This window comes from Thiobacillus sp. (genome assembly GCA_024235835.1).
Lineage (GTDB): Bacteria > Pseudomonadota > Gammaproteobacteria > Burkholderiales > Thiobacillaceae > PFJX01.
Map to the genome: position 1 here is coordinate 589,993 of JACKLQ010000001.1, position 13,843 is coordinate 603,835.

The 13,843-nt window shown below is 64.8% G+C and carries 11 protein-coding genes and 1 tRNA gene; 3 read left to right on the forward strand and 9 right to left on the reverse strand.

What is annotated here, in order from left to right:
* The first annotated feature begins 21 nt into the window (after positions 1-21).
* Both H6935_02915 and H6935_02920 read left to right on the forward strand, forming a co-directional pair.
* Positions 22-267 carry a BolA family transcriptional regulator gene (locus H6935_02915; GenBank protein MCP5277294.1) on the forward strand — a complete coding sequence of 82 codons (246 nt, stop codon included), beginning with the start codon at positions 22-24 and terminating at the stop codon, positions 265-267.
* Between the two features lie 71 nt (positions 268-338).
* Positions 339-1,148, forward strand: coding sequence for a peptidylprolyl isomerase (locus H6935_02920; protein ID MCP5277295.1), 810 nt, complete (start codon positions 339-341; stop codon positions 1,146-1,148).
* 174 nt (positions 1,149-1,322) lie between these two features.
* On the opposite strand, the gene H6935_02925 is transcribed toward H6935_02920, so the two are convergent.
* The 6 genes from H6935_02925 to rnr all read right to left on the reverse strand — a co-directional run bounded on the left by H6935_02925 (position 1,323) and on the right by rnr (position 6,487).
* Positions 1,323-2,108 (reverse strand): S-methyl-5'-thioinosine phosphorylase, encoded by a 786-nt coding sequence (locus H6935_02925; protein MCP5277296.1) that lies wholly within the window; start codon positions 2,106-2,108, stop codon positions 1,323-1,325.
* A gap of 5 nt (positions 2,109-2,113) precedes the next feature.
* Positions 2,114-2,659 (reverse strand): hypoxanthine-guanine phosphoribosyltransferase, encoded by a 546-nt coding sequence (locus tag H6935_02930; protein MCP5277297.1) that lies wholly within the window; start codon positions 2,657-2,659, stop codon positions 2,114-2,116.
* 2 nt (positions 2,660-2,661) lie between these two features.
* Complete coding sequence (gene rlmB / locus H6935_02935; GenBank protein ID MCP5277298.1) at positions 2,662-3,399, reverse strand: 23S rRNA (guanosine(2251)-2'-O)-methyltransferase RlmB; 738 nt, start codon at positions 3,397-3,399, stop codon at positions 2,662-2,664.
* Positions 3,400-3,539: 140 nt separating this feature from the next.
* The gene (locus H6935_02940; GenBank protein MCP5277299.1) at positions 3,540-3,950 is read right to left on the reverse strand and encodes a PIN domain-containing protein; all 411 of its coding nucleotides are present in this window, start codon (positions 3,948-3,950) and stop codon (positions 3,540-3,542) included.
* Positions 3,940-4,146, reverse strand: coding sequence for a hypothetical protein (locus tag H6935_02945; protein ID MCP5277300.1), 207 nt, complete (start codon positions 4,144-4,146; stop codon positions 3,940-3,942). Before H6935_02945 ends, H6935_02940 begins: the two co-directional genes overlap by 11 nt.
* Before the next feature lie 31 nt (positions 4,147-4,177).
* Positions 4,178-6,487 carry a ribonuclease R gene (rnr, locus tag H6935_02950; protein ID MCP5277301.1) on the reverse strand — a complete coding sequence of 770 codons (2,310 nt, stop codon included), beginning with the start codon at positions 6,485-6,487 and terminating at the stop codon, positions 4,178-4,180.
* 36 nt (positions 6,488-6,523) lie between these two features.
* Here rnr and H6935_02955 point away from each other — a divergent pair.
* Positions 6,524-6,610: transfer RNA gene (locus H6935_02955), tRNA-Leu, on the forward strand.
* A gap of 234 nt (positions 6,611-6,844) precedes the next feature.
* On the opposite strand, the gene H6935_02960 is transcribed toward H6935_02955, so the two are convergent.
* From H6935_02960 to H6935_02970, 3 genes are all read right to left on the reverse strand, one after another.
* Positions 6,845-10,483: a filamentous hemagglutinin N-terminal domain-containing protein gene (locus H6935_02960; GenBank protein ID MCP5277302.1), complete on the reverse strand. Its 3,639-nt coding sequence runs from the start codon at positions 10,481-10,483 to the stop codon at positions 6,845-6,847.
* 142 nt (positions 10,484-10,625) lie between these two features.
* Complete coding sequence (locus H6935_02965) at positions 10,626-12,173, reverse strand: ShlB/FhaC/HecB family hemolysin secretion/activation protein (protein ID MCP5277303.1); 1,548 nt, start codon at positions 12,171-12,173, stop codon at positions 10,626-10,628.
* A gap of 285 nt (positions 12,174-12,458) precedes the next feature.
* Complete coding sequence (locus H6935_02970) at positions 12,459-13,658, reverse strand: malate dehydrogenase (protein MCP5277304.1); 1,200 nt, start codon at positions 13,656-13,658, stop codon at positions 12,459-12,461.
* Between the last annotated feature and the right edge of the window lie 185 nt (positions 13,659-13,843).

Sequence of the window (13,843 nt, forward strand, 5' to 3'; positions counted from 1 at the left end):
GCAACGGACACCATCACGGAAATGAAGGCCCGCCTGGCCGGCCTCGACCCCCAGCATGTGGAGGTCGTGGACGAATCCGCCCTCCACGCGGGCCACGCCGGGGCCCGTTCCGGTGGCGGGCATTACCAGCTCACCATCATCTCCGCCGCCTTCGCCGGGCAGAACGCCGTGGGCCGCCACCGCCTGATCTACCAGGCCCTGGGAGACCTGATGCGCGGCCGCGTCCACGCCCTGTCCATCACCGCCCTGACGCCGGAAGAACTCTAGCCCCGCCGGAACTCCCAGGCCCAATAGACGTCCATCCCGCAGACATTGTTTTTCCCATGCAAAGGAACACCATGCACCGTTCGCTTCTAGCAGTGCCCCTCCTGGCCAGCCTGGCCTTCTCCGCCCTGGCCGCCGACGCCCCCGCCCGGCAGGAGGCAGATCCCAAGGCCCCATTCGCCGTGGTGAACGGCGTGGCCATCCCCGCCATCTACGCCGAATTCGTGCGCCAGAACCGCCTGGCCCGCAACATGCCCGCTGAACTGCTCTCGGAGGAATCCCTGCGGGAAGCCTTGGTGGCTTCGGAACTGATGGTCCAGGAGGCATTGAAAAAGGGCCTGGACAAGGAACCCACCGTGGCCGCCGCCCTGGAGTTCCAGCGCCGGGAAATTCTGGGCAAGGCCGCCCTGGAAGACTACGCCCGCAAGAACCCGGTGAGCGAGGAACTCGTCCAGGCCGAATACGACAAGGCCAAGGTCAAGGCCGGCGAGAAGGAATATCGCGCACGCCATATACTGGTAAAAACCGAAAAGGAAGCGAAGACGCTCCTGGCCCAGCTGAAGAAACCCAAGGTCAAGTTCGAGGATCTGGCCAGGAAGTATTCGAAGGACAGCTCCGCCAAGAACGGGGGAGACCTGGACTGGACCCTGCCCGCCAACCTGGTGCCGGAATTCGCCCAGGCCATGACCGCCCTGAAGAAAGGGGAGACGTCATCCGTGCCGGTCCAGACCAAGTTCGGCTGGCACATCATCCGCCTGGACGACGTGAGGGACCTGGCCTTCCCCCCTTATGACCAGATCAAGGGGCGCATCGCCGGCCAGCTGCAGCAACTGGCCATCCGCCGGCATCTCCAGGCCCTGCGGGCGGAAGCCAAGGTGGAATAAGGTAGTTGCAAGTTGCAAGTAAATGCGTAGTTGCCCCGGCGAAGGCCGGGGTTGTGATCTTCTGTTTGCCTTGAACCGGCCTGTGCCTGAATGACCGTGATATGGCCAGATGCTATGGGTTTTACTTGAAACTTGCGGGCGCGTAGCGCCGACCTTGCCCCTTGCAACTACCTTTCAAACGTCGCAGGCCCCGCCCGGAATCACCGCCACGGCCTTGCCATATTCCATGCAGGCCAGGTTCTTCAGCACGGCCCGCAGGCGCTCCATGACGTTGGCCAGAGTGGATTCGATCACCTCCGGGGATATGCCCTGGGCGCTGTCGCCCCGACCCGCGGCCCAGTTCACCGATACCGCCACGGCGGCATAGCAGAGACCAATTTCCTTCGCCAGATAGGCCTCTGGCATCCCTGTCATGCCCACCATGTCGGCGCCGTCCCGGGCCAGGCGGTCGATCTCCGCCTTGGTTTCCAGGCGCGGTCCCTGCACGGCGGCATACACCCCACCGTCCAGATAGACTTCCCCGGCCCGGTCCAGGGCAGCCCCGCAGCGCTGGCGCATGTCCTGGCAGTAGGGCCAGGTGAAATCCTCGTGACTCACGGGCTTGCCGTCGTATTCGGCAAAGGTGGATTCCCGCCCGTGGGTGTAATCGACGATCTGGTCCGGCAGACAGAGCCGCCCCGGCCCCAGGTCAGGGTGGATGCCACCCACAGTGGCCACGGACACCACGTGGCTCACCCCCTGGTTGTGCAGGGCCCAGATGTTGGCGCGGTAGTTCACCAGATGGGGCGGAATGGTGTGGCCATAGCCGTGTCTGGCCAGGAAGACGATGGGATGTCCGTCCAGGTCACCGAAGGTCAGTGGGCCTGAAGGCTCGCCGTAGGGTGTGCGGATGACCTGCCTGTGGGTGACCGACAGGCCGGGCAGTTTGGTGAGACCAGTGCCGCCGATGATGCCGAGCATGTTGTTCATTCTTCCCTCAAAGCGTAGATGGCGGGCAGGTTGCGCCATAGGCCGTAGGCGTCCATGCCCATGCCGAACACGTAGCGGTTGGGCAGGGTCAGGCCCACGAATTCCGCCTGCACGGGTTTCTCGTGCCCCAGGTCCTTCTCCGCCAGCACGGCGATCCACACCTCCGCCGCGCCCATGTCCAGCAGCTTGGCCTTGGCCGCCGCCAGGGTATGGCCCTCGTCCAGGATATCGTCCATGAGCAGCACGCAGCGCCCCTTGACTTCCTTCTTCGGCAGTGCCGACCACTCGATCTCGCCGCCCCGGGTGCCGTTCCGGTAACGGGTAGCGTGCAGGTAGTCGAACTCCAGGGGAAATGCCAGGCGCGGCAGCAGCTTGCCGGCGAAGACCACGGCGCCCCCCATGACGCACAGGGCCAGGGGCATGCGGTCCGCCAGTGCGTCGGTGATACGGGCGGCCAGGCGGTCCAGGGCCAACTCGATTTCCGTGGCCCCCACCAGCAGGTCCGCCTTGTTGATCAGGTTCCAGGCCATGTTGCGATCCATGTTCACAAAATGCTGCGCTGGCGCCGGGCCTCGTAGAGGCAGACGCCGGCGGAAACAGAGACGTTCAGGCTTTCCACCTGGCCGAACATGGGGATGCGCACCAGCATGTCGCAATGCTCCCGGGTAAGGCGTCGCATGCCCGCGCCCTCGGCACCCAGCACCAGGGCGGCGGGCACGGAAAAGTCCGCGTCCATGAGGGTTGCGGGTGCGGAATCGTCGGTGCCGATGAGCAGGACGCCCTTGTCCTTCAACTCCCGCAGGGTGCGGGCCAGGTTGGTGACGGTGATGTAGGGCACGGAATCCGCCGCGCCGCTGGCGGCCTTCATGGCCACGGCGGAGAGGCCGGCGGAACGGTCCTTGGGGGCGATGACGGCATGGACGCCAAAGGCATCGGCGCTGCGCAGGCAGGCCCCCAGGTTGTGGGGGTCCGTGACCCCGTCCAGCACCATGAGCAGGGCCGGCTCGGCCAGACCTTCCAGCACCTCGTCCAGGTCTTTGGCCAGCTGGATGGGGTCGGCCATGGCTACCACGCCCTGGGACTTGCCCCGGGCCATCTCTTCTATTCGCGCGGCGGGGGCCATCACTACCCGCACGCCCTTGTCCTCTGCGAGTTTGTGGAACTCCTTGGCCCGCTTGTCCTTGCGGGCCTCGTCCAGGTAGATGACCTGGAGGCTTTCCGGGTGATGCCGCAGACGGGCTGTAATGGCGTGAAAACCGTGTATGAGAGACCGCTGGCTCATGATTTCTCGATAAGTCCTGCCCTAGCGAGGGCGCTTATGACAATGAGGGGAAGTTTCGGTGAAAGCCAACCTGCCGGCGGGCAGGTTAACCAAGCTTGGGGAGCGGCCGCAGCCAAAGCCGTGGGTCAGGGTGCTTGGGGTCATGCGAATGGATTCTTGATCAATAGCCTGGATTCGATCACCTGATCGTGCTGCATGTCCTCGCTTACCAGGGTTTCGGCGCCACATTCAAGGGCAGCAGCCAGGATCAGGCTGTCATAGTAGGAATAGCCATATCTGACACCAAGCCGCAGTGCATGGGCGATAGTAGCCTGGGTTACCAAATGGACAGCACAGGCACTTCCGACTTCCTTCACAACCTCCGAAATCGCTTCGTAGTCCAGCTTGAACTTGCGCCGCAGAACGTTGGCTAGTTCCGAAAGTACCTGGGTGCTGACCCAGGGCCTTTCATGCGCACGCATCAGGGATTCAGCGACCGTGCGTCTATCCGGCTCGTCTCCAGAGTAAAGGTAGATGGCAATGTTGCTGTCGACGAATACCTTAACGGTCATTGGCCTCTTCCCGGTCAAACTTGAACCCGCGAGTGTTCAAGGAAATTGCCTTGAAAGTTGGCGCAGGAGCCGTCTTGCCCGGATCGTCCTCTGCCAGGAGGATAACCCTGACCTTGCGTCCATTCCATGGTGCCAAGTCAGGAGGAAGGTCAACCACATTGTCATGGGGTGTGCTCTTGAATTCCACCGCCTGCATGTCGCACCTCGTCGAAGTCACACTCGGATTTTCACCTATTTTGCCGCCGTTTACGCTTCGCGGCAGAGTCAGGTTTAAGGCCACTCCCCTCCTCCACCAGGGCGAAATCGATACGGGATGTCTCGATGTCCACGCTTACCACGCGGATGCGCACCTTGTCCCCCAGCCGATAGCGGCGGCCGGTGCGCTCGCCCATCATCTGGTGGCGGGCGGCGTCGAAGTGGAAGTAGTCGGAGCCTAGCTCTGACACGTGGACCAGGCCCTCCACGAACACCTCGTTCAGGGCGACGAACACGCCGAAGCTCACCACGGCGGAGATGACGCCGTCGAACTCCTCGTTGATCTTGTCCTGCATGAAGTAGCACTTGAGCCAGGCCACCACGTCCCGGGTGGCGTCGTCGGCCCGGCGCTCGGTCATGGAACAGTGGGCGCCGATGTTTTCCCAGTCGCCGGGGGCGTAGGTCTCGTTCCTCAGGCAGGCCTTGATGCCCCGGTGCACCATCAGGTCCGGGTAGCGGCGGATGGGTGAGGTAAAGTGGGTGTAGGACTCGTAGGCCAGACCGAAATGGCCCACGTTCTCCGGGCTGTATTGGGCCTGGCGCAGGGAACGCAGCAACACGGTCTGGAGCAACTGCTCGTCGGGCCGTCCCTTGATCTTGGCCAGCAGCTCTGCATAGTCCTTGGCGTGGGGGTCTTCCCCGCCTGTGAGGAAGAAGCCGAATTCCGCCATGAACTCCTGCAGGGCCTTGAGCTTGTCCGGCGTGGGGCCCTCGTGGACCCGGTACAGGGCCGGGTGCTTCTTCTTCTGCAGGAAGTCGGAGGCGCACACGTTGGCCGCCAGCATGCATTCCTCGATGACCTTGTGGGCGTCGTTGCGGGCGTAGGGGATGATGCGCTCGATCTTGTCTTGCTCGTCGAACAGCATCTTGGTTTCCAGGGTCTCGAAGTCGATGGCCCCCCGCTTGCTCCGGGCCTTGAGCAGCACCTTGAACAGCTTGTACAGGTTCTCCAGGTTGGGCAGCAGCCAGGCCTGGTCCTTGGGCGGCTTGCTGGCGTCGGACAGCCAGTCCCACACCTGGGTGTAGGTGAGCCGTGCCTTGGAATGCATCACCGCCGGGTAGAAGCGGTATTTCTTGATGCTGCCGGTGCTGGCCACCTCCATCTCGCAAACCATGCACAGACGATCCACCTTGGGATTGAGCGAACAGAGCCCGTTGGAGAGTTCCTCCGGCAACATGGGGATGACCCGGCGGGGAAAGTACACGGAGTTGCCCCGGTCGTAGGCCTCCCGGTCCAGGGGGGCGCCAGGCTTCACGTAGTGGGACACGTCGGCGATGGCCACCCACAGGCGGAATCCCCTGCCCTCGGGCTGGCAGTAGACGGCGTCGTCGAAGTCACGGGCGTCCTCGCCGTCTATGGTCACCAGGGGCAGTTCCCTCACGTCTTCCCGCTCCAGGCCAGCCTCGGGAGCCAGGTCCTTCTTCACCACGCTCTTGGGCAGCTTCCTGGCCTGGGCCAGCACGTCCTCCGGAAAGTCGTGGGGCAGGTCGTGCTTGCGCAGGGCAATCTCGATCTCCATGCCCGGGTCGGCATAGTTGCCCAGGATCTGGGTCACCTTGCCCACGGGCGGAGCCTGCTTGGTGGGCTGGGCAGTGACCTCCAGCATCACCACCTGGCCGGAACTGGCGCCCATGTCCGCGTGGTCCGGAATGAGGATGTCCTGGCTGATCTTCTTGTTCTCCGCCACCACCCACTGGTAGCCCCGTTCCCGGTACAGGCGGCCCACCAGGGTGGTATTGGCATGCTCCAGGATTTCCACCACCTTGCCTTCCTTGCGGCCCCGCCGGTCCTGGCCGTGCTCCCGCACCATGACCCGGTCACCATGCAGGACGCCGCGCATCTCCTTCTCGGGCAAATACATGTCGCCGGATTTGTCGTCGGGCACAAAGAACCCGAAGCCGTCCTGATGGCCTTCAACCCGGCCGCTCTTGACCTCGATCTTCTCCGGCAGGCACAAAGCGCCCCGGCGGTTGAACAGCAATTGGCCATCCCGCTGCATGGCCCGCAGGCGGTTGAAGAAGGTGTCGTATTCCTCGGTCTCCAGGCCCAGGCGGAAGGCCAGGTCCTCGGCGTCCACTGGCTCGCCCGCCTCTTCCAGGAGTTGCAGGACGAACTCGCGGCTGGGCATGGCCTGGCCGTACTTCTCGCGTTCCCGCTCCAGGTAGGGGTCCTGCCAGCGCAGGGCCTTCCTGGCTCCCTTCAGGCCACGGTGGGCACCTTTGTCGGACTTGGTTTTTGCTTGGTCTTTGGATTGGGTATCGGTGGTTTTTTTCGTTGACATGTGTTTGTTGAGATCGCTAATATGCGCGCCTTCGTTGCCCAGATGGCGGAATTGGTAGACGCACTAGGTTCAGGTCCTAGCGCCCGCAAGGGTGTGGAGGTTCGAGTCCTCTTCTGGGCACCAGGCAATAAAGAAAAGCCGGCTTTCCTGCCGGCTTTTTTCATTTGCGTCCACATCCAAACACACTCCAGCGCAGGAACGCGGCGCATGGTAACACGCCCCCAGCCGTGTCGGACTGAAGTACGACCTGCAGCGCCATGCACCTCTGCCTATCGAGTCTGATTCCAGCCAGACACCTACGGCGGGCAACCGCGTCCAGCCGAGTCCGCAAGCCATGTCCTCAACGGGAGGACCGCATCAAAGTGACCCCAGGCTGCCATTGATGGTGGTGGTGCCACCCACGCTCACCACGGTACTCGCGCTCTGCTTCTTCACGGCGCCGGTGCTGGTGATGGTGAGATTGCTGCCCACGGTGGTGGCGCCGAAGGTGGTGGGCGAATTGGTGCCGGTGGTGGTGGTGGTCAGGTTGCCCGTCACGGTGCCGGACACCACCAGGGCCCCACCGGCCCTCAGGGTGCCGGTGCCCTTGGCGTCCAGCTTGGCCGTCAGGGCGTTGTCGTCCCGCAGGTTGACGCTCTTGCCCTTGGCGGTCACGGTGGCCAACTTGTTGCCGGTCCGGTTCAGGGTGATGTTGTAGCGCACGTTGCCCGCCCCGCCCACGCCGTTGTCCGCCGTGAGGGTGGTGGCCCCGGTGGCCTTCACCGAGGCGCCGGTCACCGAGCCGATGGCGCCCTTGGTGGCCTTCACCACCAGGGTGCCCTTGGCATCCACCGTCTTCAGGTTGAGGGCCCCGGTGTCGTCCCGTACGTTGATGCTCTTGCCGGTGGCCGACACGGTGGAGAAGTTGTTGCCGGCCCGGTTCAGGGTGACGTTGTAGCGCACGTTGCTCGCACCGGAGAGACCGTTGTCCGCCTTGAAAGTGCTGGCCCCGGTGAGCTTCAGGGTCTTGCCCGTGGCCTGGGTGATGGCGCCGCCCTTTGCGGTGGCCGTGATGATGGCGCCCTGGACGTTGCCGTTGAGCTGGATGGCCCCCTTGGCGTTCAGGGTCAGGGTGCCGCTGGTCCAGGTGAGGGGATTCTTGATGGTCAGGTTGTTGGCGGCACTGCCGGTACCAGTGATGGTGCGGCTCTTCACGGTGATGAGATAACCCCGCTGGTCGCTCCAGAATTCCCCCACCAATTGGGCCACTTCACGCCCGGCCGTGGTGGTACTGCTCAAGGTCAGGTTGGAGGAGGAACGGAAGATGTGGCTGGTATCCGCCCCGGCCAGGTTGGTGACGTAGTCGCCGATGCGATTGAGGGTCTGGGTGTTGCCGTTGAACTTGGGCATCAGGTTCACAGGTGTGAGGTAGCTCCTGAGCAGGGGAGTGGTGCGGCCCTCGTAAACGAACCAGTCGTTGGTGAAGTCGAACCCGCCGAACTTGGCCTGCTGCTTCATCTCGTCGCTGAACAGGCCCGTGGCGCCAGTGGAGGTGCCGATGCCGACGCCGATGAATTTGCCTGTCGTGTTCTTGTCCCAGTAGGAGTTGGTGATGGTGCCATCGTTGTTCACGCTGTTCCTGTTCTGGCCGACCAGGCCACCGACTAAGGTGTTTGCGCCATCGACAAGGCCAGTTGCGTAAGAGGTACTAATCTGCCCGCCATCGTTCGTGCCCACCAGGCCGCCCACGTAGTAGTCGTTGCCCGTAACGCTACCGGTGGCGTATGCGTCGCTGATGGAGCTGTCGGCGTTGTACCCCACCAGGCCGCCCACGTAATCGTTGCCCCCTACGACGGCGCCGGTGGCGTAGGCGTCGCTGATGGCGCTGCCGGCGTTGCTGTAGCCCACCAGTCCGCCAACGAACTTCCCGTTCCCGGACACGGTGCCGGTGGCGTAGGCATGGCTGATGGTGCTGGCGTCGGCCAGGTACCCCACCAGGCCGCCCACGTCCAGGCCGGTGCCCGTGACGTCGCCGGTGGCGTAGGCGTCGCGGATGGCGCCGCCGCCGGAATTGATTCCCACGAGTCCGCCGACCTCGTTCTTGCCGATGACGCTGCCCGTGGCAAAGGCGTCGCTGATCGAGCCACCGCCATGCTCTCCCACCATCCCGCCCACAACCAGGTTGCCGCTGACGTTGACCGAGGCATGGACGTTGCTGACGCTGCCGTTGTTGATGTATCCCGCCAGTGCGCCCACGTTGTCGTTGCCGTCGACGCTGCCGCCCGCCAGGCCCAGGTTGCGGATGTTGCCGCCGTTCACGTAGCCGAACAGGCCCACGTTGTCCGTGCTGGCACGCGCGATGCTCAGTCCTGTAATGACATGCCCCAGACCGTCCAGGGTTCCGGTGAACTTGGTGGCGCTGCTGCCGATGGGTGCGAATCCCTCGCCGGCGTTCCAGCCCGAGGTGGCCGTGGCGTCGATATCCGCGCCCAGCACGTAACGGCCGCCCAGGCCGCCGTTGATCCCCTGCAGGTCCGTCGCCGTCGTGCTGCCCTCGGCCCCCAGGCCGGTGATGACCGTGTAGCCAAGGGTGACGCCGTCGCTGCCCAGCCTGGTGCTGAAGTTGTTGCCTGCCGGCAGGTTCACCGGGGCGTTGACGTGGTAGGTGGCCATGTTGCCCGCCGCCACCGCCCCCTGGCCGTATTCCAGGGCCAGGCTGGCTGTGCCTGAACCGAACATCTCGGCGTTGATAAGTATGTCGTTGGTGGCGTCCAGCGTCAGGGTATTGGCGCTCCAGGACACCGTGTCGTTCACCAGGATGTCGCCGCCCGTACCACTGCCGTTGACGCTCTCGATGGTCACGTTGCCGTTGCCCAGGCTGGCGGACAGCGTGGCGCCGCTCAGGTCACCGCCGCTGGCGGCGATGGTGAAGCCGTCCGGATCGATGAGCCAGGTGCCGTCCCGGCCGCCGGCGGCCCGGGTGGTGATGACCGTGCCGTTCTTCACCCTGAGGTGGGCACCCGAGGTTTCGATGAATCCGCCGTCGCCGCCGTGCGGCGCGGAAGCGTCCAGGGTGCCGGACACCCGGGTAACGCCTTCGTCCCCCCCCAGCAATTCGATGATCCCGTCGCGCTCTGCCACGGTCTGGGCCCGGATGATGCCGGTATTGTTCACCACGGTATTGAGCAGCGCGTCCTTGGCCTGGGCAGTCAGAATGACCCGTCCTCCGTCGGCCTGGATCACGCCACCGTTCCTGGCCAGGGCGTTCAGTTGCCCGGCGTTGACGTTGAAGCTCAGGAGGCTGTTGCCCGCCAGGGTGAGATCCACCCTGCTGCCCGCTCCCAGGGCGGTGGTGCCGCCGGGGGTACTGATGCTGCCGTTGTTCTCCACGCGCCGGCCGATGAAGGCCACGTAGCCGCCGGGAGCAGCCGTGATCGTGCCGTCGTTGACCACCTTGACCGTGGCTTGCCCTTGAAAGCGGTAGTTGCCTCCAAGAAAGTCGGCATCGGTAAGATCCAGGGTGGAAGCCACCAGGCCGCCCACATTGACCTGGGCGCCCGGGGCGAAATAGACGCCACTGGGGTTCACCAGGAAAACCTGGCCGTTGGCGTCGAGGCGACCATAGATGGCGCTGGCCTCGCTGCCCAGCACCCGGTTGAGGGCCACGCTGCCGGTACCGGGCTGCTGGAAACTGACGATCTCTCCGGCGCCGATGCCGAAACTCCGCCAGTTGAGGATGGCCTTGTCGGTGGATTGGGTGACGGTGAGGGCCTGGCCACTTTGGTCCACCCGGGCCTGGCCGGCCACCACCTGGGCCCCCGTGGGCAGGGCCAGCACGGGAGCGGAGTAGCTTGCCAAGGCGGCCATCACGGCAACGGCGAAGGGGGAGAGGACCAGTCGTATCGGGTCCCGATGCGACCGAGGGGAAACGCCCTTGCAGGCTTCGCCCGCGTCCTCTGCCACCGCGATCCACATTTTCCGGCCCTGGTTCCAGATCAGACGGTCAACGTGGTTCATGAAACGCCCCTTCCAGACAACTCATCCTGCCTCGACGGCGCGGCCGTCGGGCCCCGGCCATGGGCCGGATGTAAAAAAAATCGACACCGCTTCAAAAGCCGGAAGCGGTCTGCTCAAGCTCCGACGCCGTGGACCGGAACGCTCAAAAAGCGTAATCCAGGCGGGCCCAGAGCAGGTTCCTGGGGCTTGTGCCGATGGATGGCGGCGAATCTCCGATTCGACGCATGACATCCAGGCGGGCGCTCAGTCCCTCTGTCATTTGATATGCAAGTTCGATGCCAACGCCACCAAGCCCCAGGTGGTTAGGGGTCGCGGAACCGGGAAACCGGGCGTGGTTCTGCCAGACCACCCCGTACTGCCCCACCAGGGCGGCCTCCAGCCTGTCGGGGCCCGCCACCGGCAGGCTCCTGGCCAGGCGCAGAGAAAGCAACGCCCCCGCATCGCCACCGCCGTCCCCCGGCCGGTAGCTCATCACCCCGTCGGGACCGCCCAGGTAGAACTTCTCGCCGGGCGCCAGGTTGCGCGAGGCGACCTGCCCGCTGAGGCCAGCTTCCAGGCGGAAGTCAGCGGGCAGCAGATGGTGGCGGCGCACCTGGAACTGGCCCACCCAGAAACCGCCCGCCGCGCCGGGCCCCGAGGCGTCCGCCAGACGGGCGTCGTTGCTGTCCAGCCCCAGCCTGCCCCGGCCCAGGCTCAGGCTTCCCAGGGTCATGCCGCCGGACGCATGGGCGAAGGCGCCGTTCACGGACAGGCGCGCCAGGTTCACGTGGGATCGGTCATCCAGCCCGACGACCGTATTGGTCTGGGTGTAGGCCTTGCGCATCAGGTCCAGGCGCACGTTCATGACGCGCCCGGGGTGAAGCAGCACCGGGTAACCGAGACCGACGCCCCATTGGGTGGCCCAGCCCTCCTGGCCCAGGCCGGCGAAGGCTCCGCCAAGCCGGTAATCCGTGCGGGACCCGTACAGGCTCGCCCGCAACCCGCCCCGGATGTCCGGCGAAAGCAGGTTCAGGCCACCCGCCCGCAGCAGCCCCCTCTCCGTGGCCAGGGCGTTGACGGCGAGCTGGCCGCCGTGGCCAAAGGGGTTGTCCAGGCTGGCCTGGGCCAGGCCCCTCGCCCGGCCGGTGTAGTCGTTGCCGTGATTGTCCAGGGCCAGGTCGGCACGGAGGCGCGAGGTGTCTGCAAGCGTCACATCAAGGCTCGTGGTGGCGGGCTCGGCGCCCGGCACCAGGGTGCCCGCCACCCGCACGCCCGGGGTCTGGTCCAGCAGGAGCAGGCCCCGCTCCAGGGCGGATTGTTCAACAGGCGAGCCGGGCACCAGGCCCAGGGTGCGTGCCGCCTGCTCAGGCTTGAGCCGCGAAACGCCGGAGATGGCGATGCGGTCATAGCGGGGCTCCACCACCGCGATGCGCACCACCCCGTCCCGAATGGTCTGAGGCGGCAGATAGGCATAGGCGAGGAGATAGCCCCGCTCGCGGTAGTGGTCCGTGATGCGACGGGTGGCCTCATGCAGGTCCCCCAGGGTCACGGTGCGGCCCTGGTAAGACCGCAGGAGGGGCACGAGTTCCGCCTCGTCGATCAGGACATTGCCTTCCACCTGGATGCGGGTGAGCTTGAGACTGACGCTGGCCTGGGGGCCCGGGGGTGCATCCTGGGGCAGATCCAGCACTTGGCCGGGTATGGCTGGCAAGGGCCTGGGAGGAATGGCCTGTTGCTGGATGGTTCCGGGCGCAGGCGGCGCGGCCCATCCAACACGAATACAAGACAAGCCGAGTAGCAAGCCAATAATGGCCGGCCAACCTGTATGAGCAAGCTCTTTCAAGGAGGTCATTGCTTGAAACCCCACAACCAAGAACCCATTGATTTGATGCAGTTGCCACGCTTCCTGGGGTTATTGGCGGGGGTGAGGGTCGTCATCGAGACGGCTGCATTTCTAGGCGAGCATTCAAGCGTGAACCTGTGAAAGTTCGCTGCTCTACTCCTGTGCAGCTTCCGCCACGGCCTTGGGTATCCGTTCGATGAGGCGGTGGTCGAAGGGCTTGGGGATGATGTAGTCGCGGCCGAATTCCAGCTTGTCCAGCTTGTAGGCTTCAAGCACTTCCGCCGGGACGGGTTCCCGGGCCAGGCCGGCCAGGGCCTTGGCAGCGGCGATCATCATGGGCTGGGTGATGGCCTTGGCGCGGGCGTCGAAGGTGCCCTTGAAGATGTAGGGGAAGCCCAGGACGTTGTTGACCTGGTTGGGGTAGTCGGAGCGGCCGGTGGCCATGAGGGCGTCGTCCCGGCAGGCGTGGACCTCTCCGGGGGTGATTTCCGGGTCCGGATTGGCCATGGCAAAGAGGATGGGCCTGGGGGCCATGCTTTTCACCATGTCCTGGCTCACCAGGTTGGGACCGGAGACGCCGATGAAGACGTCGGCGCCTGCCATGGCGTCGGCCAGGGTGCGCATGTCGGTGGTCTTGGCGAATTCCTGTTTGTGGGCGTTGAGGTCGGCGCGGCCGCTGTGGATGACGCCCTTGCTGTCCACCAGGGTCATGTTCTCCTTCCTGCCGCCCATGGCGATGAGCAGGCGCATGCAGGCCAGGCCGGCGGCGCCGGCGCCCAGGCAGGTGAGCCTGATGTCGGAAAGCTGCTTGCCCTGGACTTCCAGGGCGTTGATGAGGCCGGCGCACATGACCACGGCGGTGCCGTGCTGGTCGTCGTGGAACACGGGGATGTCCAGCCTTGCCTTCAGGGCTTCCTCGATCTCGAAGCAGTGGGGGGCGGCGATGTCTTCCAGGTTGATGCCGCCGAAGGTGGGGGAGATGTTCACCACGGTTTCGATGAAGCTTTCCACGCTGGGGGCCTGCACCTCGATGTCGAACACGTCGATGCCGGCGAAGCGCTTGAACAGGATGCCCTTGCCTTCCATGACCGGCTTGCTGGCCAGGGGGCCCAGGTTGCCCAGGCCCAGGATGGCGGTGCCGTCGGTGATGACCGCCACCAGGTTGCCCTTGGCGGTGTACCTGTAGGCGTTCTCCGGGTTCTCGGCGATGGCCCGTACGGGCTCGGCCACGCCGGGGGTGTAGGCCAGGGAGAGCTCGGCCTGGGTGGCGCAGGGCTTGGAGGATTCCACGGAGATTTTTCCGGGACGGGGGAACTCGTGGTAGTCGAGGGCGCGTTGCTTCAGGTCGCTCATGTCTTCCTCTGGATGGCGGTTTGTCAGGTGGCAGCGCCCTTTATAGGCCATCGCGAGGGCGCCCGTGGCCGGAGTTTATATTGCTGCAATGCAAAAAAACAGACAGGTTCTCGAGGCAGATTGCCGCATCGGCCCCGATTCCTCGCAATGACGCCTACAACCTAACCATGCGCCGCCCCGGCTGC

What these genes read in the sequence shown, in the direction of transcription:
- H6935_02970 (MCP5277304.1), bottom strand. Translation starts at nt 13,658, where the DNA reads ATGAGCGACCTGAAGCAACGCGCCCTCGACTACCACGAGTTCCCCCGT.
- H6935_02940 (MCP5277299.1), bottom strand. Translation starts at nt 3,950, where the DNA reads ATGACCGTTAAGGTATTCGTCGACAGCAACATTGCCATCTACCTTTAC.
- H6935_02945 (MCP5277300.1), bottom strand. Translation starts at nt 4,146, where the DNA reads ATGCAGGCGGTGGAATTCAAGAGCACACCCCATGACAATGTGGTTGAC.
- H6935_02925 (MCP5277296.1), bottom strand. Translation starts at nt 2,108, where the DNA reads ATGCTCGGCATCATCGGCGGCACTGGTCTCACCAAACTGCCCGGCCTG.
- H6935_02930 (MCP5277297.1), bottom strand. Translation starts at nt 2,659, where the DNA reads ATGGATCGCAACATGGCCTGGAACCTGATCAACAAGGCGGACCTGCTG.
- H6935_02915 (MCP5277294.1), top strand. Translation starts at nt 22, where the DNA reads ATGAAGGCCCGCCTGGCCGGCCTCGACCCCCAGCATGTGGAGGTCGTG.
- H6935_02960 (MCP5277302.1), bottom strand. Translation starts at nt 10,483, where the DNA reads ATGAACCACGTTGACCGTCTGATCTGGAACCAGGGCCGGAAAATGTGG.
- rlmB (MCP5277298.1), bottom strand. Translation starts at nt 3,399, where the DNA reads ATGAGCCAGCGGTCTCTCATACACGGTTTTCACGCCATTACAGCCCGT.
- rnr (MCP5277301.1), bottom strand. Translation starts at nt 6,487, where the DNA reads ATGTCAACGAAAAAAACCACCGATACCCAATCCAAAGACCAAGCAAAA.
- H6935_02920 (MCP5277295.1), top strand. Translation starts at nt 339, where the DNA reads ATGCACCGTTCGCTTCTAGCAGTGCCCCTCCTGGCCAGCCTGGCCTTC.